At 71.1% G+C, this 18,158-nt stretch carries 17 protein-coding genes and 1 riboswitch; of the genes, 7 read left to right on the forward strand and 10 right to left on the reverse strand.

The window, feature by feature from the left end:
• The first annotated feature begins 60 nt into the window (after positions 1-60).
• From AC1DCT_RS09000 to AC1DCT_RS09015, 4 genes are all read left to right on the forward strand, one after another.
• Entirely contained in the window at positions 61-315 is a 255-nt protein-coding gene (locus AC1DCT_RS09000) for a hypothetical protein (RefSeq protein WP_440734282.1), read from the forward strand.
• Positions 316-430: 115 nt separating this feature from the next.
• Entirely contained in the window at positions 431-595 is a 165-nt protein-coding gene (locus AC1DCT_RS09005) for a hypothetical protein (RefSeq protein WP_477428657.1), read from the forward strand.
• 166 nt (positions 596-761) lie between these two features.
• Positions 762-1,487: a phosphotransferase gene (locus AC1DCT_RS09010; protein WP_477428659.1), complete on the forward strand. Its 726-nt coding sequence runs from the start codon at positions 762-764 to the stop codon at positions 1,485-1,487.
• 81 nt (positions 1,488-1,568) lie between these two features.
• Positions 1,569-2,675 (forward strand): PQQ-dependent sugar dehydrogenase, encoded by a 1,107-nt coding sequence (locus tag AC1DCT_RS09015; RefSeq protein ID WP_477428661.1) that lies wholly within the window; start codon positions 1,569-1,571, stop codon positions 2,673-2,675.
• A gap of 11 nt (positions 2,676-2,686) precedes the next feature.
• Here AC1DCT_RS09015 and AC1DCT_RS09020 read toward each other — a convergent pair whose 3' ends face one another.
• The 3 genes from AC1DCT_RS09020 to AC1DCT_RS09030 all read right to left on the reverse strand — a co-directional run bounded on the left by AC1DCT_RS09020 (position 2,687) and on the right by AC1DCT_RS09030 (position 5,426).
• The gene (locus tag AC1DCT_RS09020) at positions 2,687-3,097 is read right to left on the reverse strand and encodes a (R)-mandelonitrile lyase (RefSeq protein ID WP_440734285.1); all 411 of its coding nucleotides are present in this window, start codon (positions 3,095-3,097) and stop codon (positions 2,687-2,689) included.
• A gap of 89 nt (positions 3,098-3,186) precedes the next feature.
• On the reverse strand, positions 3,187-4,215 hold the full coding sequence (locus AC1DCT_RS09025) for a zinc-dependent alcohol dehydrogenase family protein (protein WP_477428663.1): 1,029 nt from the start codon (positions 4,213-4,215) through the stop codon (positions 3,187-3,189).
• Positions 4,216-4,226: 11 nt separating this feature from the next.
• On the reverse strand, positions 4,227-5,426 hold the full coding sequence (locus tag AC1DCT_RS09030) for an MFS transporter (protein WP_477428665.1): 1,200 nt from the start codon (positions 5,424-5,426) through the stop codon (positions 4,227-4,229).
• 102 nt (positions 5,427-5,528) lie between these two features.
• On the opposite strand from AC1DCT_RS09030, the gene AC1DCT_RS09035 reads away from it, so the two are divergent.
• The gene (locus AC1DCT_RS09035) at positions 5,529-6,425 is read left to right on the forward strand and encodes an MmyB family transcriptional regulator (protein WP_477428667.1); all 897 of its coding nucleotides are present in this window, start codon (positions 5,529-5,531) and stop codon (positions 6,423-6,425) included.
• A gap of 29 nt (positions 6,426-6,454) precedes the next feature.
• On the opposite strand, the gene AC1DCT_RS09040 is transcribed toward AC1DCT_RS09035, so the two are convergent.
• A complete protein-coding gene (locus AC1DCT_RS09040; protein WP_441978062.1) occupies positions 6,455-7,246 on the reverse strand; it encodes a class I SAM-dependent methyltransferase in 792 nt (263 codons plus the stop codon).
• Between the two features lie 203 nt (positions 7,247-7,449).
• Between AC1DCT_RS09040 and AC1DCT_RS09045 the strand changes: the two genes are divergently transcribed.
• Positions 7,450-8,238, forward strand: coding sequence for a helix-turn-helix transcriptional regulator (locus tag AC1DCT_RS09045; RefSeq protein ID WP_441978061.1), 789 nt, complete (start codon positions 7,450-7,452; stop codon positions 8,236-8,238).
• A 126-nt stretch (positions 8,239-8,364) separates the two neighbouring features.
• Here the strand turns inward: AC1DCT_RS09045 and AC1DCT_RS09050 are convergent, their stop codons facing one another.
• The 3 genes from AC1DCT_RS09050 to AC1DCT_RS09060 all read right to left on the reverse strand — a co-directional run bounded on the left by AC1DCT_RS09050 (position 8,365) and on the right by AC1DCT_RS09060 (position 13,982).
• Positions 8,365-10,506 (reverse strand): MMPL family transporter, encoded by a 2,142-nt coding sequence (locus AC1DCT_RS09050; RefSeq protein ID WP_477428669.1) that lies wholly within the window; start codon positions 10,504-10,506, stop codon positions 8,365-8,367.
• 370 nt (positions 10,507-10,876) lie between these two features.
• On the reverse strand, positions 10,877-12,658 hold the full coding sequence (locus AC1DCT_RS09055; protein ID WP_477428671.1) for a glycoside hydrolase family 3 protein: 1,782 nt from the start codon (positions 12,656-12,658) through the stop codon (positions 10,877-10,879).
• A 13-nt stretch (positions 12,659-12,671) separates the two neighbouring features.
• Positions 12,672-13,982 (reverse strand): MFS transporter, encoded by a 1,311-nt coding sequence (locus tag AC1DCT_RS09060; protein ID WP_441978058.1) that lies wholly within the window; start codon positions 13,980-13,982, stop codon positions 12,672-12,674.
• Between the two features lie 217 nt (positions 13,983-14,199).
• Here AC1DCT_RS09060 and AC1DCT_RS09065 point away from each other — a divergent pair, with 217 nt between their 5' ends.
• On the forward strand, positions 14,200-14,829 hold the full coding sequence (locus AC1DCT_RS09065) for a TetR/AcrR family transcriptional regulator (RefSeq protein WP_440734294.1): 630 nt from the start codon (positions 14,200-14,202) through the stop codon (positions 14,827-14,829).
• A gap of 1 nt (position 14,830) precedes the next feature.
• Here AC1DCT_RS09065 and AC1DCT_RS09070 read toward each other — a convergent pair whose 3' ends face one another.
• The 3 genes from AC1DCT_RS09070 to AC1DCT_RS09080 all read right to left on the reverse strand — a co-directional run bounded on the left by AC1DCT_RS09070 (position 14,831) and on the right by AC1DCT_RS09080 (position 17,846).
• A complete protein-coding gene (locus tag AC1DCT_RS09070; RefSeq protein ID WP_477428673.1) occupies positions 14,831-15,634 on the reverse strand; it encodes an energy-coupling factor transporter transmembrane component T family protein in 804 nt (267 codons plus the stop codon).
• Positions 15,631-17,199: an ABC transporter ATP-binding protein gene (locus AC1DCT_RS09075; RefSeq protein ID WP_477428675.1), complete on the reverse strand. Its 1,569-nt coding sequence runs from the start codon at positions 17,197-17,199 to the stop codon at positions 15,631-15,633. The genes AC1DCT_RS09070 and AC1DCT_RS09075 overlap by 4 nt, the downstream gene beginning before the upstream one ends.
• Entirely contained in the window at positions 17,196-17,846 is a 651-nt protein-coding gene (locus AC1DCT_RS09080; protein WP_477429642.1) for an ECF transporter S component, read from the reverse strand. Before AC1DCT_RS09080 ends, AC1DCT_RS09075 begins: the two co-directional genes overlap by 4 nt.
• Positions 17,842-17,951: riboswitch (TPP riboswitch) on the reverse strand. It overlaps the preceding gene by 5 nt.
• Positions 17,952-18,158: the final 207 nt, after the last annotated feature.

Raw genomic sequence — 18,158 nt, forward strand, 5'->3', positions numbered from 1 at the left:
AAGAGCAGTGACGTCGACCGAGGCAGGGCTCATCCTCGACCGTGGACGAAGGGGAGTGAGATGTCGATGATGACACCGACGCGCTTCGAGATGCGCCGACTCACGGAGAACGAATGGCTGATCCTGGACGACAGCTTCGACCGCACCGACGCGCGACACACGATCGCCTGTGTCAGCCGCGTCTCGGTCGACCAGGTCGAAGTGGTCTGGCTGCGACCCGTGACCACGAGGACCCGTTACGGCTCCGTCGCCGACGTGCTGGATGCCGTGCGGAGTGCCCCCTCGCAACGGCCGCTCACCGGCGGGCCGGTGTGAGACGGGGCTCCTGCCACCCCGAACCCCTCGCCGTCAAGCCCCTGTGCAGCAGCTCACGTCACTGCCTACGTTGGTTCAGCGGTCGCACCTGCGGCACGCGTGGAAGGAGTCCGTCATGAACATCCTCTTCATCATCATCATCATCGTGGCCATCATCCTGGCCATCACGGGTGGTCTCGTGCAGTCCCTGAACTTCCTGCTCTGGGTCGGTCTGGTACTGCTCGTGCTCGCCGTGATCGCCTGGCTGCTCCGGTCCGTCACAGGCCGCCGGGCACCCTGATCAGTCGAACGCGGAGGCGCGGTAAGCCGCCATGGACGCCACACTCGACAAGAACGCGCTGAAGCACCTGCTCGGCCTGATCGACGAGGATCCGGAGCAGAAGGACTGAAGAGGGGGAGAGCTGCGACACCGGCTCTCCCCCTCTTCAGGCGGGCAGGATGGTTGCATGAGCATCCCCGTCGACAACGTCGCAGTTCCGGATCGGGTGCGCGAACTGGCCGGATCCGCCGCCCTCACCCCGGTATGGGAGAACGGGATCGGCGGGCTCACGTTCCGCACCGACGACGAACGGTTCCTCAAGTGGGGCCCGCGACACCTGGAGGCGTCGATGCGCGCCGAAGCGGAGCGGTTGCGCTGGGCGAGGGCGTGGGCACTCGTGCCGCACGTCCTGGACCAGGGCGAGGACGGCACGCACGAATGGCTCGTGACGTCATCGCTCCCCGGCCGCAGCGCCGTGGATCCGTACTGGATCGAGCGTCCCGAGATCGCCGTTCGCGCGGTCGGATCGGCGCTGCGGCGGCTGCACGACGAGCTGCCCGTCGCCGATTGCCCGTGGAGCTGGAGCATCGTCGACCGCATCGCGAACGCCTCCGAACGCGGAATCCACGTGCCGGAACACCTGCACGAGAGCCCACCGATCGACCGGCTCGTCGTCTGCCACGGCGACGCGTGCGTGCCGAACACCCTGCTCGACGACGCCGGTCGCGGCATCGCGCACGTCGACCTCGGGGCCCTCGGCGCCGCCGACCGCTGGGCCGACATCGCGGTGGCCTCGATGAGCACGGCGTGGAACTACGGCCCGGGATATGAGGATCTGCTCATCGAGGCGTACGGTGTGGATCCGGATCGCGAACGGCTCGCCTACTACCGCGACCTCTGGGACGCGACCTGAGCCATCCGCAGCGAAGGGCCCTGGCAGGAGTCCTGGACGGCGGGGAGTCTGAGAGCACGCACCGACATCGGAGAGGCGATCATGAGCGGGACCAGGATGCGCAGCCGGATGCGCTCCGCCGGCACCCTCGCGGTGCTCGCGATCGCGTTGACGGCCTGCGCGCCGACGACCGCCCCCACCGAGCCCACCGCCGCTGCGGCCCCGACGTCCTCCTCGCCACCCGCGCCGTCCGCTCTCGTCACGGGGCTGGCGGCGCCATGGTCGGTCATTCCGATCGGATCCGGGGCGCTCATCTCGCAGCGGGGCGACGGACGCGTGCTGCAGTGGACCCCGGCCCCGGGCTTGCACGAGGCCGGCACGGTTCCTGACGTGGTCTCCGGCGGCGAGGCGGGCCTGAACGGGCTCGCGATCCACAAGGACGGCAGCACGCGGTGGCTCTACGCGTATCACGCGACAGCCGCGGACAACCGGGTGGTGCGGCTGCGGCTCACCGGAGATGCGGGAGCGCTGCGGTTCGATCCGGCGACGGCGGAAGTCGTGTTCGCCGGCATCCCCCGCGCCGGGAACCACGACGGCGGGCGGATCGCGTTCGGTCCGGACGGGATGCTCTACGTCGGAACGGGTGACGCCGGGCAGCGCGATCGCGCCCGCGACCGGGACTACCTCGGCGGCAAGATCCTGCGACTCACGCCCGACGGCCGGCCGGCACCCGGCAACCCCTTCGGCACCGCGGTGTACAGCCTCGGGCATCGCAACGTGCAGGGACTGGCATGGGACAGCGCGGGCACGCTGTGGGCGAGCGAGTTCGGCCAGGACACCTGGGACGAGCTGAACCGCATCAAGCCCGGCGGTGACTACGGCTGGCCCGACCACGAGGGCGGCGCCGGCGCCGCCGATGCGATCGACCCGGTCGTGACCTGGCGCCCGTCGGAGGCGAGCCCGAGCGGCATCGCGATCGTCGACGATGTCGTCTACGTCGCGGGGCTGCGCGGGGAACGGCTCTGGACGTTCGACACGACATCGCCGGATCCGCAGCCGCAGGCCCTGTACGCCGGCGACTTCGGCCGCCTTCGAGATGTCGTGGCGGCCCCGAACGGCACCCTCTGGGTGCTCACGAACAACACCGACGGACGCGGCTCACCCCGCGACGGCGACGACCGCCTGCTGCAGGTGCCGGCGAAACGGTGACCTGCGGGAGATCACCCCGCGCTGCGCCCCGCGTACTCCGCCTCGGTGACGTGCTCCTTCCAGACCGTTGTCGTGGCGGGATCGTCTCCGGCCTCGAGCATCGCAAGGTGCTCCATGAAGCAGTCCGCCGCGGCGCCATGCCAGTGGTCCTGGTCGGGCGGCGTGTAGAGCGTCTGCCCCGGACGCAGCTCGACGATGTTCCCTTCGCGATCGCCTACGAGGGCGACGCCGCTGGTCACCCGGAGATACTGCCCGCGGGCGTGCGAGTGCCATGCGGTGCGCGCACCCGGGGCGAAGCGCACCAGGGCGACCGTCATGCGCTGGTCTGCTTCGTGGGGCGCGGCGATGCGGTCCAGCCACACGTCGCCGTGGAACTGCTCGGGCGGGTTCTTGACCGTCGCCGCGGCGGGTTCGATGTTCATCTCGGTATCCTTCGCTGTCTCTTTCGAGTCGTCCCCCTGAGCACGACCTATTGMYCGTGCTCAGGGGGACGACTCGGATCTTGTGGCTCTCAGTCGGTTGTCAGCAGCACCTTGGTCGCGCGGCGCTCGTCCATCGCGCGGTAGCCCTCGGCCGCGTCTTCGATCGACAGCGTCAGATCGAAGACCGCGCCGGGGTCGATGCGCCGCTGGAAGATCAGATCGACGAGCTCCGGAAGGAAGCGGCGCACCGGCGCCGGCCCGCCGTGCAGGTGCACGCTGGAGAAGAAGACCTCTGCACCGTCCAGCGCGACGTCGTGGGACACCCCCACGAACCCGATGTGCCCGCCGGGGCGCGTGGCGCGGATCGCCTGCTCCATCGACTCCTGAGTGCCGACGGCCTCGATCGTGGAGTGCGCGCCGAGGCCGCTCGTGAGCTCCTTGATCCGGGCGACGCCCTCGTCGCCGCGCTCTTCGACGATGTCGGTGGCGCCGAAGCGGCGGGCGAGCACCTGCCGGTCGGCGTGGCGGGACATCGCGATGATCCGCTCCGCACCGAGCTGCTTCGCGGCCAGCACGCCGAGCAGGCCGACCGCGCCGTCGCCGACCACGGCGACCGTCTTGCCCGGCCCCGCCTCGGCGGCGACCGCGGCGAACCAGCCTGTGCCGAGCACGTCCGAGGCGGCGAGCAGCGACGGGATGAGGTCGGCGGAGGGCTCCCCGGGCGTCACGACCAGCGTGCCGTCGGCGAGCGGGATGCGGGCGTACTGCGCCTGGGTGCCGACCGAGCCCATCATCACCTGGTGCACGCAGCGGGACTGGTAGCCGGCCGCGCAGATCTCGCAGGTGTTGTCGCTGGCGACGAAGGATCCGACGACGTAGTCACCGCTCCGGATGCGGGTGACTTCTCCGCCGACGGACTCGACGACCCCGATGTACTCGTGGCCCATCCGCTGCCCGCCCGCGCGGATCGGCTCGGCGCCGCGGTACGGCCACAGGTCGGATCCGCAGATGCAGGTCGCGGTGACGCGGATGATCGCGTCGGTCGGCTCGAGGATGACGGGCATCTCGAGCTCTTCGGTCCGGACATCGCCCGGGGCGTGCATGACGACTCCACGCATGATGTTCTCCTTCAGATGGTGGTGATGACCGCGGAGACACCGGTCGTGTCGCCGCGACGGGGACGGAGGGATGCGGCGAGCGCCGCGGAAAGCAGAAGCACGGCGGCGCTGGTCAGGAAGGTGGCGACGTGGCCGAGATGATCGAAGATCACGCCGCCGACAGTGGATCCGAGCGCGATCGACAGCTGGATCACGGCCACCTGGAGCCCACCCCCGGCCTCGGGATCCTCGGTCATGGTGCGCGCGACCCAACTGGCCCAGCCCACGGGAGCCGAGGTGCCGAGCATCCCCCACAGCGCCAGCAGCACGGCCACCGGGGCGAGCCAGGATCCGGTCAGCACAAGCGCGGTCGCGATGAGGGCCATGAGCATCGGGATCACGACGAGTGCGGCGTGCAGCCCGTGCCGGAGCACCCGGTCGATCGCGATGGTGCCGAGCAGACCGCCGATGCCGACCGCGAGCAGGACGATGGCGACCGCGGTCGCGTCGAGGCGGGTGACGCGCTCGAGGAACGGCCGGACGTATGTGAACAGCAGGAACTGCCCGGCGAAGAACGCGCCGCAGGCGGCCATGCCCCGCGCTACGGTACGGGAGCGCAGCGCAGCGAACACGTGCGCGGCGGATCGCGGCGGTGCCGGCATGGAGGGCAGACTGATCCACTGCCAGGTGAGCGCCAGCAGCGAGACCGGGACGAGGCACCAGAACGCCCCCTGCCAGCCGATCGCGGCGCCCAGGAAGCTGCCGATCGGTGCGGCGACGACGGCCGCGAGGGCGTTCCCGCCGTTGAAGATCGCGAGCGCCCGCGGCACGTGGTGGTCGGGCACGAGCCGCATCGCGGCGGAGATCGACATCGACCAGAACCCGCCGATCACGACGCCGATCAGCCCCCGGCCGACCATGTAGACGAGATAGGTGGGCGCTACGGCGATGAGTGCGCTGGACACGGTCATCACGGCGGTGAGCAGGAGGAGCAGCGTCTTGCGGTTCATCCGGCCGGCGACTCGCGAGATCGACAGACTGGTGATCACGGCGAACAGGCCCGAGATCGCGATCCCCTGTCCGGCCGCTCCCTCCGTGACCTGCAGGCCGGCCGCGATCGGGGTGAGCAGGCTCACGGGCATGAACTCAGCCGCGATCAGCGCGAAGACGCAGAGGGTCATCGCGAGGATGCCGCCCCAGTGCGCCGTCCGGGTGTTGTCGGGATTGCTCATGGGTTCTACTGTGCTCCCGTGAGTGCCCGCGCGGGAGTCCCTGTCGAGGGGTGTACCGGCAGGGCATCCCTCACGAACGCCGATCGGCTTACTCTGCTGTGCATGGACAACAGAGCCGAGGTGCGCGAGTTCCTGATGACCCGGCGCGCCCAGGTCTCACCGGAGGCGGCGGGGCTGCCCGCCGGGGCGAACCGCCGTGTCGTGGGTCTGCGCCGCAGTGAGGTGGCCGCGCTCGCCGGGGTCAGCGTGGAGTACTACGCGAAGCTCGAACGCGGTGCGATCGCCGGAGCCTCGGCCGCCGTGCTCGACGCCCTCGCCGACGCGCTGCAACTCGACGACGCGGAACGCGCGCACCTGCTCGATCTCGCCCGCGCCGCCGACGGTATCCCGACGAGCGGCCGCGCACGGCACCGTGGGAGCGGTCGCCCGGTGCCGCTGCGGCCGAGCCTGCAATGGGCGCTGTCCTCGATCACCGACGGGGTGGCGTTCGTCCGCGATCCGCGGCAGAACCTGCTCGCCACCAATGCCCTGGGGCGGGCCTTCTACTCACCCGTGATCGGCGACGGCGGGCGCACGCCGAACCTCGCCCGCTTCCAGTTCCTGGATCCGGCCTCCCGCGACTTCTACCCGGACTGGGATCTGTTCGCCCACATGTGCGTCGGTGTGATGCGCGCGGAGGCCGGACGGGATCCGCACGACACCGCGCTGCAGGAGCTCGTCGGCGAACTGTCCACGCGCAGCGAGGTGTTCCGCCGCCTCTGGGCCGCCCACGACGTGCGCCGCCACGGTGCCGGCACGAAGCGCTTCCACCACCCGATCGTGGGCGAGCTGACTCTCGCCTACGAGGAGCTCGCGATCACGGCGGAGCCGGGCAGTGTGCTTCTCGTCTACACGGCCGAGCCCGCGTCACCGTCCGCCGAACGCCTCGCCCTGCTCGCCTCCTGGGCGGCGACGCACGACGCGGAGCACCCCGCAGCCACTGCCGACGCGGAGGGGTGACCTCGCCCATCCGCGTCGTGCGTGACGGATCACACGCGGCAGAGGATCTCGCCGTGCAGTACCGACAGCCAGCCGTCCTCGCTCGCCGCCCACTCCCGCCAGCCGTCGCTGACGCCGCGCAGATCTTCCGGCGTCGCCGCCGAGGACTCGACGAGCTGGCGTGCGATCGCGGAGTCGAGGATCCGGTCGGCCCACATCCCGCCCCACCAGGCGCGGTCCTCCGGCGTCGCGTAGCACCAGGTGCTCGAGGTGGCCACGACGTCGGTGATCCCCGCGGCGTGCGCCCACGCCAGCAGCCGGCGACCGGCATCCGGCTCTCCCCCGTTCGCCTGCGCCGCGGTCCGGTACAGGTCGAGCCAGGTGTCCAGCGCCGGCACTGCGGGCCACCAGTTGAACCCGCCGTAGTCGCTGTCGCGCACGGCGATGATCCCGCCCGGCTTCGTCACCCGGGCGAGCTCCCGCAGGGCCTGCACCGGATCCGCCACGTGCTGCAGCACCTGGTGCGCGTGCGTCACGTCGAAGCTGTCATCGGGGAAGTCCAGGGCGTGCACGTCGGCGACGCGGAAGTCGATGTTGGTCACACCGCGGTCGGCCGCCGTGGTGCGGCTGAGCTCGAGCTCCTCCGCGCCGATCTCCGTCGCCACGACCTCGGCGACCCGGCCCGCGAGATCCGCGGTGATCGTCCCCGGTCCCGCTCCGACGTCGAGCAGCCGGTCGGTCGGGCGCAGGTGCGGCAGCAGGTATGCCGCCGAATTCTCCGCCGTGCGCCAGCGATGCGATCGCAGCACCGAATCGTGGTGTCCGTGTGTGTAGGCGGCCATCGTGTCTCCTCGCTGTTCCGAGTCGTCCCCCTGAGCACGGTCTGTGGCTCGCCCTCAGGGGGACGACTCATCACCCAGGGTTCCGGTTCGGCGCACGGCGCGGAAGACCGTAGTCTTCCTAGGAGCGCCGCACCCTCGCTGCCCCTTGGGAGCACTCGGCGGCGCCGAGGATCCTGTCTTTCTGAGCTGTGCGGAGGCTGCGGATGTCGAACCCTCTCGGTGACTTCCTCCGTGCCCGGCGCACCGACGCGCGGCTGCAGACCGAGGCGTCGAGGTCGGGGGCGCGGCGTCGCACCTCGGGCCTGCGCCGCGAAGAGGTCGCGACCGCCGCAGGCATCAGCGCCGACTACTACACGCGGCTCGAACAAGGACGCGAGACCCACCCCAGCGACGCCGTGCTGGACGCGCTCGCCCGGGCACTGCGGCTGGACCCGGACGCCGCCGATCACCTGCACCGGCTGCGCGACGCCCACCCCGGCATGCTTCGCCCCGAGACTGTGGAAACGCCCGCCCTCGACGACGCCCTGGTCGCCCGGATGACGATGCTGGTCGACGCCGTGCGCCCCAACCCGGCGTACGTGCTGGACCGGCTCAGCACGGTCGTGGCGGCCAACCCCGAGGGGCTCGCACTCCACGAGGGGCTCGCCGATCTCCCGCCCGCTCAGCGCAACACATGCCGTTCGCTCCTGCTCGACCCGCGCGCGACGTCGACGTTCGTCGAGTGGGAGGAGCTCGCTCGCGGCGCGGTCGCGCACCTGCGCGCCGCGAACGTCGACGACCTGCGGGATCCGCAGCTCGTCGCTCTCGTCGAAGAGCTGAGTGCGCAGAGCCCGCTGTTCCGGACCTGGTGGGGCGGCCATCTCGTGCAGCGCCGGCGGGGGGCCGTCACGCATGTCCGCTCCGCGGACGGCACCGTCGCCGCGCGCCGCTATGAGGTGCTGCATCTGCCCGAGGACGGGATGCGGATGACGCTCTGGCTGCCCGCGCTCTGACGCCATCCGCCGTGCCCCGCTCACCCTGGGGTCGTTGAGCGAGCGAAGCGAGACGAAACGTGGTGCGCTCGCGGATCACGTCCGTCGGCGCACCGCGTTTCGTCTCAGTCGCCTTCGCGTCTTCGCTCAACGACCCCGGAGAACGGGAACCTGATCCGGGGCAGGATCCGAGACGTCCGGATCCGGAGCCTCAGCCGCCGCGGATGACGCCGTATCCGACGCGCGGCGCAGCCGACCCGGCCACCAGATCCGGTCGCCCATAAGGGCGAAGATCGCGGGCACGATCACCGTGCGCACCACGAGCGTGTCCACGATCACGCCGACGCCGACGATCAGGCCGAGCTGGCCGAGGGTCACGAGCGGCAGCACCCCGAGGGCGGCGAACACCGCCGCCAGCACGATGCCCGCACTGGTGATCACGCCGCCGGTGTGCGCGATCGCCTCGACCATGCCCTGACGGGTGCCGCGCTCTGCGGCCTCGGCGCGTGCGCGGTGCACGAGGAAGATCGTGTAATCGATGCCGAGGGCGACCAGGAACAGGAACGCGAGCAGCGGCACCTGCAGATCGAGCGCGTGCTGGCCGAACAGCGCCCGGCTCAGCCACGCGCCGGCGCCGATCGCGGCGAGCGCGCTGGCGAGGTTCACGATCAGCAGCAGCACCGGTGCGACGATCGAACGCAGCAGGATCAGCAGCACGAGGAAGCTGACCAGGACCACGAGGGGCGCGATGAGCAGCAGATCCTGCTGGTTGCCGGCGCGGGCGTCGAGGTCGGTCGCGACCGCCCCGCCGACGAGGGCGTGCGCATCCGGGACGGCGTGCACGGCGTCGCGCAGCGCGGTGATCTGGCTCAGGCTCCGCTCCGTGCTCGGCGCGTACTCGCTGGTCACCATGATCTTCGTGAGGTCGCCGTCCGCCGTGGTGCCGATCGGCTGCACGCGCACGACCCCCTGGACGTCCTTCGCCGCGGCGATGACGTCCTGAGCCTGCGCCGCGTCGGTCACGACGAGGATCGGCTGCGCGTCACCCGCCGGGAAGTGCGCGGAGAACACTTCGAGCCCCGCCGCCGACTCCGACGGCACCCGGAACTTCTCCACCTGGTCGAGCCCGACCGAGGTGCCGAACAGGCCCGCCGCCATCACCACCAGCAGCGCGCCACCCGCGAGCAGCGCGACGACCGGGCGCTTCACGACACCGCCGGCGATTCCGCGCCAGACCCGTCCCTGCCGTCGCTGTTCGCCGGGGCGCGGTATGAACGGCCAGAACACCTTCGGCCCGCACACCGCGAGCAGAGGCGGCAGCAGGAACAGCACCGACCCGAGCGCGATCAGCAGCCCGATCGCCGAGGAGATCCCGAGCCCGTGCGTGCCCGGGATGACCGCCAGCACGAGCGTGAGCAGGGCGAGCACCACCGTGACGTTCGAGGCGACGATCGCGGGCATGGTCTTCCGCCAGGCCGTGCCGAGGGCACGACGATGATCGGGCTCGGCCTGCAGCTCCTCGCGATAGCGCGAGATCAGCAGCAGCGCGTAGTTCGTGCCGGCGCCGAAGACCAGCACGCTGATGATGCCCGCGTCGAACTGCAAGCCCCACGCGGATCCGGCCGCCGCGGTCATCCGGCCCGCGAGTCCGTCCGCGAGCGCCACGACCACCAGCGGGATCAGCCACAGGATCGGCGAACGGTAGGTCACGACGAGCAGGATCGCGACGATGAGGATCGTGACGATCAGCAGAGTGAAGTCCGCGCCCTCGAACGCGGAGGCGATGTCCGCGCCGAACGCGGGACCGCCGGTGACCTGCAGCGTCAGCCCGTCCGGTGCGTGCGCGGCGACGTCGGATCGCAGCGCGGAGATCGCCTTCGCATTCTCGGCGTTCGCCTCCGACGCCGTGATCGGAGTGATGATCACCGCGGCCTTCCTGTCCTCGCTGATCACGGGCCCCGACGGATCCGCCGTCGCGCGGGCACCGAGCACGGGGACCAGATCCTTCAGCGCCGCCAGGTCCGCCTCGGACAGCGCCGCACCGTCACCCCGCGACGCCACGACGAGCACCGACTGCCAGTCCGCGTGGGGGAAGGTCTTCAAGAGCTCGGAGACCCGGGTCGACTCTGATGCAGCCGGAGCCTGTGCATTGCCGCCCGGCGCCTTGGCCGAGCCGAAGGCGCCGAACAGCAGCACCATGAGGAGAAGGACGAGTCCGAGCGAGACCCACGCACCACGGCGCGAAGTCAGGGCATCGGAGAGGCACGAGCGCGCAACGGAATCTGCCATGCCTCCAGTCCACCGGCGCGGACTCCGTACGCCATCGTGCACAAGGTTGATCGAAAGATCGATCAAAGGGACGAGACCGGATCCGCCAGGGTCGTTGCGCGAGGACGGCGAGGATGACCGAGACCGCTGGTCGTTGAGCGAGGACGGCGGAGCCGACCGAGACGAAACGCGGCACTCGTCGAAGCAGGTCCGCAGGAATGCCGCGTTTCGTCTCGCGCCTCGCGGAGACCCACACTGAGCGAGCGAAGCGAGTCGAAGTGTCGGTGCTCGCTCAACGACCCCAGGGTTGACGAACGCGACCTCCCGGAGGAGACCGCGTTCGTGGTGCCGGGCGCTCCGAGCTCTCGGAGCGCCCGGGGCGCAGGGACCGTCAGTACCGCAGGCCGTGCCCGAACCGGAACGTCGGGTTCTCCGTGTCGAATGCCACATCCGTGCGACTGGCGGCGACGGCGGCGTCCGAGCGGGGCAGATCGAAGGGCAGCGCGCCCTGCGGGCCGCGCTCGCCGAACAGCACCCGCAGCACGGCCTCGTCCGAGGCCCCGTAGTCCGCGAGCACCGCGCGCGCACACTCCTCCAGGCCGCCGAGCACGGCCGGACGGTCGAGGTAGATGTCGATCACCGTGGGCACCGACTCGGCGATCGCGGTCAGGCGCGCGTGCTCGTCGGCCGGGAACTCGAGGGATCCGGAGTGGAACAGGTCGCTGAACCCGCCGCGGTCGCGGTCCTCGAAGGGGGCCTTGATGCGCAGGATCGCGACGTCGGCCTCCTCCGGGCTCGCGACGACGGACGCATACGCGGCGAGCGCCTCGGCGGCCACGCCCTCGGCGTAGACCTTCACTCCGCGCGCGAGCGGGAGGATCGGGGATCCGCCGTCGACCGCCGTGTTCGTGAGCAGCGTGAGCGAGTCGCTCTGCGCGTCCAGACCCTCGGCGACGAAGTCGGGCCGGCCGACGATCGAGGCCGCCGTCTCCTCATCGACGAAAGGGTTCTCGAACAGGCCGAGCCGGAACTTCTCGCGCAGCAGTCGCCGCACGGAAACATCCAGACGATCCTCGGAGACCTCGCCGCGCTCGACGAGCCCGAGCAGTTCCTCGGTGCACAGCTCGCCGCCGAACTGGTCGATGCCCGCGTCGAGGGCCTTGACCATGCGCTGCGGCCGGGTGAGGTGCTCGACGCCCCAGGCGCGGGCGGGCATGTCGGCGCCGAACACGACGACGTCGGTGAGCAGGCCCCAGTCGGTGCAGACGATGCCCTCGAAGCCCAGCTCGTCGCGCAGCAGATCGGTGAGCACGCCTTTGTTGAAGCCGAACCCGACCTCTTCCCAGTCGGTGCCGACGGGCTGGCCGTAGTACGGCATCATCTGGGTCGCTCCGGCACCGATCGCCGCGATGAACGGGCGCAGATGGTAGTCCCGCGCGTCGCCCGGGTAGACCTGCTCCTTGCCCCACGCGAAGTGCGGGTCCTCGCCGTCGAGCTGCGGACCGCCGCCCGGGAAGTGCTTGACCATGGTCGCGACCGAGTCCGGGCCGAGCTCGGAGCCCTGGAAGCCGCGGATGTAGCCGACCACGAGGCGCGAGGTGAGATCCGCGTCCTCGCCGAACGTGCCCGCGATCCGCGACCAGCGCGGCTCGGTGGCCAGATCGATCTGCGGATGCAGCGCGACGCGCAGGCCCACCGCGAGGTACTCCTGCCGCGCGATGTCGGCGAAGCGCTCGAGGCGCTCCGGGGAGGCGAGGGCCGCGAAGCCCAGCGTCTCCGGCCACTGCGAGAACGGACCCGCCATGAGCGAGGTGAGCGGGTTGTCGCTGAACGAGTGCCTCGGATCCGTGGAGAGCGTGATCGGGATCCCCAGCGGGGTGTCCAGGGCCATCCGCTGCAGGGCGTTGTGCCAGGCGGCGAACTCGCGGCCGCCGGGAGCGGCGCCGAGCAGGTTGAAGTGGCTCATCCGGCGCTTGCGCACCATGGACGAGATCGAGGGGAGTCCGAAGGTCGGGTTACTCTCGTCGAGCTCGGCGAAGGCCGCCATGGTGTGGAACAGCATGCCCACCTTGTCGGCGAGCTCCATCCGGCCCAGCAGATCCTCGACGCGCTCGTCGATCGGCAGGGAGGCGTCGCGGTAGGGCAGCACGACCTCGTTCACAGTGTCCGTCATCTCATGTTCTCCTCTACTTGACCGACTTGATGAACCAGACGCTGACCGCGCCGAGCACGCTCAGCACGATCGCGATCGGGAAGAGCGCTCCGTACCCGAATGCGAGCACGATCGCGCCGGCGACGCCGGGGGCGAAGGTCTGCGGCAGAGTCGCCGCGATGTTCACGACGCCCAGGTCCTTGGCGAAGTTCTTGGCGGACGGCAGGACCTGGCTCATCAGGGCGGTGTCGACGGCCTGGAACATGCCGAATCCGAAGCCGCTGATCACGGTCATGATCATCCACGACGTGTAGGACGGGGCGATCATCGGGAACACCAGCGCGACCGCCATGAGCAGGGAGGATCCGAAGACGAACGGCTTGCGCCGGCCGACCCGGTCGGAGAGCGGGCCCGACACCACCGTCGCGATGAGGATGCCCACGAGGCTGAGGATGCCGAGCAGCGGGATCACCGAGAAGGGGTCCTTCACGCCGAGGTAGTTCTTCAGGATGAGCAGCTGGAACCCGGTGACGGCGAAGTATCCGGTGTAGAGGAGCAGGCGGCCCGTGAACGCCCAGAAGAAGTCCGGGTGCTTGATCGGGCTGACCCAGAACGTGCGCAGGAACTCGCCGAAGCTGAACTGCTCGTTCTTGAAGTTGAGGCTGGGGTGGTCCGGGTTCGCGACGACGAACCCGAGCAGCACGACGACCGCGAAGACGGCGAAGATGATGTAGCCGAGCGTGATCGAGTGCGCGAGCTGGGATCCGATGATCTGACCGCCGAGCGCGCCGAACATGAGACCGATGCCGGAGAGCGCGGCGAACGTGCCGCGGCGGGCGACCGGGACGCGGTCCGGCAGGATCGCCGAGAGCGGGCCCTGCGCGAAGTTGTAGGCGACCTGGATCAGCGTCCACGCGATGATAATGCCCACGAGGTTGTTCATGAACCCGAGTGCGATGAGCGCGATACCGCCCACGATCGCGCCCGCGATGATCCACGGCGCGCGGCGGCCGAACCTGGAACGGGTGCGGTCGGAGAGCTGTCCGGCGGCCGGCTGAGCGATCATCGCGCCGAGGGCGCCGATCGTCGACACGATCGCGATGTTCGCGACCTGGGTCTTCTCGTCGGGGAACATCGCGATCAGCTGCGCCTGCAGCAGGATCCCCGGCACCGCGCCCCAGATCACGAAGATCGCGAAGTTCGCGGGGATGATCCAGGCGAGCAGCCGTCGCACGCCCTTGATCGGCGCGGGAGGGTCGTCCTCGCCGGACGCGGTCGCCACGAACGTGGTCTCGGTGATGGGCGGGCGCAGCTCTTCGGGCGTGTCGGATGATGTCGACGTCATTGTCAGTCCTTGGGGGCGAGCGGTGGGATCGGGTCGGGCCGACGAAGGCGCTCGACGCGTCCTCGGAGCCGGTTGATCGAAGCTAGCATGAATACCGGCACAAGTGTAGGTTTTTGTTCCGCAGGCATCTCAGGCGCCTTCGGCTGCGGATCCAGCCGCGGATCCGGTGTCAGCGCAACCCCCGCCGATGCCCGCCGACGCATACGATGGGACACCGATGACGACCGAACGCGGATACACCACGGGCCGCGCCCGGCGGGAGCGGATCATCGCGGCCGCGACCGCGCTGTTCGGACGCGTCGGCTTCAACAGCGCCACGATGCTCGAGATCGCGCAGGTCTGCGAGATCTCCCGCGCGGGTCTGGCCCATCACTTCCCCACCAAGGAATCGCTCATGGAGGCGGTGCTGGAGACCAGGGATCTGGAGGATCGCGAACGGTTCCGGCGCAATGGCTCGCAGGGCCAGGACGGCATCGGGATCCTGCGCGGCATGGTGGACCTCGCCCGGCACAACACCGAGGTGGGTGGGATCATCGCCCTGTACGCCGTGCTCTCCGCCGAGGCCGCCGACCCCGCGCACCCCGCGCACGACTATTTCGTGCGGCGCTACCAGCGGATCAGGTCCGGCACGGCCAAGGCCCTGCGCGACGCCCGCGCGGCGGGCCACCTCGCCCCGCACGTCGACGAGGACCGCGCCGCGGCGGAACTCACCGCCCTCATGGACGGCCTGCAGCTGCAGTGGCTGCTCGACCCCGGTTCGGTCGACATGGCCGAGGCCCTGCGCCGCCGCATCGAGGAGCTGCTCGTGGTGCCCCTCGGGGACGAGGCCGGCCCGCGGAGGCCCTGACTCAGGACGGTCCGAGGATCAGGCGCCACGTCCCGCCGGCGACGGCGACCGTGATCGCGATCGCCGGGATGAGGGCGCCCAGCGCGACCAGCACGGTGTCGGCGCGGGTCCACGGCGCCGCACGCGCCCACGTGCGCGGCGGCAGATCGTGCGCGCCGAAGCCCCGCGCCTCCATCGCCGTGGCGAGTGAGGATCCGCGCCGCACCGCCAGCACGAAAAGCGCGAACGCCATGCCGATCCCCCGTCGGATCCGGCCCTGATCCGCGACGCCGCGTGCCCGCCGGGCCAGCGCGAGCGAACGCCAGTCCTCGGCGAGCAGGCCGAGCATGCGCATGCCGGCCAGCGCGCCGATCACGAAGCGGGCCGGCAGCCGCAGGCGTTGCGCGAGGCCGTCCGCCAGGTCCGTCGGATCCACCGTCGCGAACAAGGCCACCGCGGGGAGCCCGATCGCGAGCACCCGCAGGCCCGTCGCCAGGGCGAGTGTGAGCGACCCCTCGGTGACGTGCACCACGAACCAGTCGAACAGCACGGCTCCGCTCGCCTGGCCGTACAGCGCGATGGTCACGGCGCTGAGCGGCGCCGCGATCCAGAGCACCGCGGTGCGCAGCCAGAACTCGCGCGCGCTGAGACCGCACCAGAGCAGCAGCGGGATCGAGAGCACCAGAGCGGTGAGCGCGGAGAGGGCGTCGACCGAGAGGATCAGCGGCAGCGTGATCAGCAGCGCGGCGGCGAGCTTCGCCAGCGCGCTGCGCGGCGCGATCGGTCCGGGGCGGACCGCACGGATGTCGGACAGGGCCAGCGTCATGCGCCGACCTCCAGCCGCCGCGCACCCAGAGCCCGCAGCACGTCCTCGTCGTGCGAGATCGCGATCACCGCGGTGCCCGCGTCGCGCACCTCGGCAATGATCGCGACCAGCTCCGCCCAGGTGCGGGCGTCCTGCCCGAACGTGGGCTCGTCGAGCACCAGCACACGGGGCCTGGTGGCGAGGGCCGCAGCGACCGTCAGCCGGCGCTTCTCACCGCCGGAGAGCGTGTACGGGTTCGCCGCCGCGAGCGCGTCCAGGCGGAGCCTTCCCAGAAGCTCGGTCACGCGGGCCTCGATCTCGGCATCGGGCAGGCGCAGCGCGCGGGGCCCGATCGAGAGCTCGTCGCGCACCGTGCTCGCCAGCAGCTGATGCTCGGGGCTCTGCAGCACGGTGCCGATGCGCGTGAGCAGTTCCCGCGACGACCACGAGAACGGATCCGTCCCCGAGGCGTCCGCGTGCAGGGCCGCAGTGGCGCGCACCCGTCCGCGCTGGGGCGGGATGAGACCGGCGAGGGTGAGCCCGAGCGTGGACTTGCCTGCGCCGTTCGGACCCGTGATCCCGAGCACCTCGCCGGCGCGGACCACGAGGTCGAACGGTCCGGCGACCGGGATCCCCTTCGTGCGGCCGACCACGAGACCGTCGGCGCGGAGCAGTTCCTCGCCGCCGTCGCCGCCCGCGCCGCGCTCGCCGGCCGCGCGACCCGGACCACGGCATGGCAGTCCGGAGACGGGTCCGGTGGGCGCCTCCGGTGACGGCGACGGCGCGCGGACCAGCGCTCTGGCCCGCGCCGCGACGTCGATGCCCGGCACCCACACGCCCATCGCGGCGAGCTCGTCGGCACGCTCCTCCAGCACGGCGCGCGGGTCGCCGTCGGCGATCACGACCGTCGTGTCGTCTGTCGTGCCGAGCACGATCACGCGATCGACGAGGTCGATCCACACGTCGATGCGATGCTCGATCACCACCAGGGTCGCCCCGGTGGCGTCCAGCGCCGAGCCGACCGCGCGACGCACCTCGGCGACGCCGGCGGGATCCAGGTTCGCCGTCGGCTCATCGAGCAGGATCGCCCCCGGACGCATCGCGAGCACGCCGGCGAGCGCGAGCCGCTGCTTCTGCCCGCCGGACAGCGCCGAGGTCGGCCGATCGAGGGGCAGGTCCAGCCCAACGGCGGCGAGGGCTGCGTCCACACGCAGCCAGATCTCCGCCCGCGGAACTCCGAGGTTCTCGCACCCGAAGGCGACGTCGTCGCCCGCGCGAGCCAGGATCGTCTGCGTGTCCGGATCCTGAAGCACCATTCCCACCCTGCCGCGGGCGCGGTCCGCCGGGACCCCGTCGACGAGCAGCGCTCCCTCGGCCTCGCCCTCGTCGGCGCCGCCGAGCACGCCGCCGAGGCCCTGCAGGAGGGTCGACTTGCCCGATCCGGAAGCGCCGAGCAGCAGCACGCGCTCCCCCGGCTCGATCTGGACGGAGGCGTGACGGATCGCCCAGCGACGCCGGGTGGCGTAGCGCCAGCCCCAGCCGTGCGCTTCGAGCCGCGCGGGCGTTCCTGGCCGTGCCGCGCTCACACCCGCGCAGCCGCGGAACGCCCGGAGGCGAAGCGGCTGAGGGCGCCCGTCGCGGCGAGGCCCCGCGTGATGAGCCACCCGCCGAGGCCCGCGACGATCAGGCCCGACACCGTGGCGGAGATCAGCGCGACCGTGATGAACAGGGTCCCGGATCCGGGGTACCACAGGATCAGGTCGTTGATGCCGCAGGCGAGACCGGCGGCGGCTCCCGCGAGCAGCGCGACGGGCAGCCGCCACGAGGCGTACAGGAAGACCAGGAACACGAGTTCGGCGCCGAGGCCCTGCACGAGCCCCGACACGATCGTCAGCGGGCCCCACTGGTTGCCGACGAGCGACTCGATCACCGCGGCGACGAGCTCGGTGTACAGCGCCGCACCGGGCTTGCGGATGATGAGACCGCCGAGCACTCCGGCGAGCAGCCACGGACCTGCGAGCAGCTCCTGCAGGCCGGGAAGCAGCGGGGTGAGCAGGGCGCTCGGCCCCACGTGGACGATGTCCCACAGCAGGAAGACGCCGGCACATGCGACGGCGATCACGCTGGCGACGACGATGTCGACGACGCGCCAGCGCCAGAGTCCCGGACGGCCGGGGCCCCGGCTCTGCGTGCTGTCTGCGTTCGTCTCGGACGCGCGGACGGATGTGTGCATCATGGAAACTCCTCCCTGCGCCGGCATGATCCGGATCAGGTTCGACGGTCGAAGCGCGATTCGCTCCCTCTCAGCCCGGCTCGCCGGACTCCCGTGGTGATCCGCCCATTCTAGCGCCGTGAGGAACCGGCGGCGACCGCCTCGTCGTGGTGCGACGCAGCCCATCCCCTGCGCTGTCGCCGGATGCCCTCGGTTCCCGCGGAGGGTCATCCTGCGGCGGTCTCGAGCGGGCGGATCGCCCTGACCGCGTCGTGATCGCCCCGGCCTCCCGGACCGCCCGAACGCGCAGGATAAACGCGCAGGATACCCGCT

It is taken from the genome of Microbacterium sp. 10L49, assembly GCF_056395125.1.

What these genes read in the sequence shown, in the direction of transcription:
- AC1DCT_RS09045 (WP_441978061.1), top strand. Translation starts at nt 7,450, where the DNA reads ATGTCGAACCCTCTCGGTGACTTCCTCCGTGCCCGGCGCACCGACGCG.
- AC1DCT_RS09030 (WP_477428665.1), bottom strand. Translation starts at nt 5,426, where the DNA reads ATGAGCAATCCCGACAACACCCGGACGGCGCACTGGGGCGGCATCCTC.
- AC1DCT_RS09035 (WP_477428667.1), top strand. Translation starts at nt 5,529, where the DNA reads ATGGACAACAGAGCCGAGGTGCGCGAGTTCCTGATGACCCGGCGCGCC.
- AC1DCT_RS09020 (WP_440734285.1), bottom strand. Translation starts at nt 3,097, where the DNA reads ATGAACATCGAACCCGCCGCGGCGACGGTCAAGAACCCGCCCGAGCAG.
- AC1DCT_RS09040 (WP_441978062.1), bottom strand. Translation starts at nt 7,246, where the DNA reads ATGGCCGCCTACACACACGGACACCACGATTCGGTGCTGCGATCGCAT.
- AC1DCT_RS09025 (WP_477428663.1), bottom strand. Translation starts at nt 4,215, where the DNA reads ATGCGTGGAGTCGTCATGCACGCCCCGGGCGATGTCCGGACCGAAGAG.
- AC1DCT_RS09000 (WP_440734282.1), top strand. Translation starts at nt 61, where the DNA reads ATGTCGATGATGACACCGACGCGCTTCGAGATGCGCCGACTCACGGAG.
- AC1DCT_RS09060 (WP_441978058.1), bottom strand. Translation starts at nt 13,982, where the DNA reads ATGACGTCGACATCATCCGACACGCCCGAAGAGCTGCGCCCGCCCATC.
- AC1DCT_RS09065 (WP_440734294.1), top strand. Translation starts at nt 14,200, where the DNA reads ATGACGACCGAACGCGGATACACCACGGGCCGCGCCCGGCGGGAGCGG.
- AC1DCT_RS09070 (WP_477428673.1), bottom strand. Translation starts at nt 15,634, where the DNA reads ATGACGCTGGCCCTGTCCGACATCCGTGCGGTCCGCCCCGGACCGATC.
- AC1DCT_RS09050 (WP_477428669.1), bottom strand. Translation starts at nt 10,506, where the DNA reads ATGGCAGATTCCGTTGCGCGCTCGTGCCTCTCCGATGCCCTGACTTCG.
- AC1DCT_RS09055 (WP_477428671.1), bottom strand. Translation starts at nt 12,658, where the DNA reads ATGACGGACACTGTGAACGAGGTCGTGCTGCCCTACCGCGACGCCTCC.
- AC1DCT_RS09010 (WP_477428659.1), top strand. Translation starts at nt 762, where the DNA reads ATGAGCATCCCCGTCGACAACGTCGCAGTTCCGGATCGGGTGCGCGAA.
- AC1DCT_RS09015 (WP_477428661.1), top strand. Translation starts at nt 1,569, where the DNA reads ATGAGCGGGACCAGGATGCGCAGCCGGATGCGCTCCGCCGGCACCCTC.
- AC1DCT_RS09005 (WP_477428657.1), top strand. Translation starts at nt 431, where the DNA reads ATGAACATCCTCTTCATCATCATCATCATCGTGGCCATCATCCTGGCC.
- AC1DCT_RS09080 (WP_477429642.1), bottom strand. Translation starts at nt 17,846, where the DNA reads ATGCACACATCCGTCCGCGCGTCCGAGACGAACGCAGACAGCACGCAG.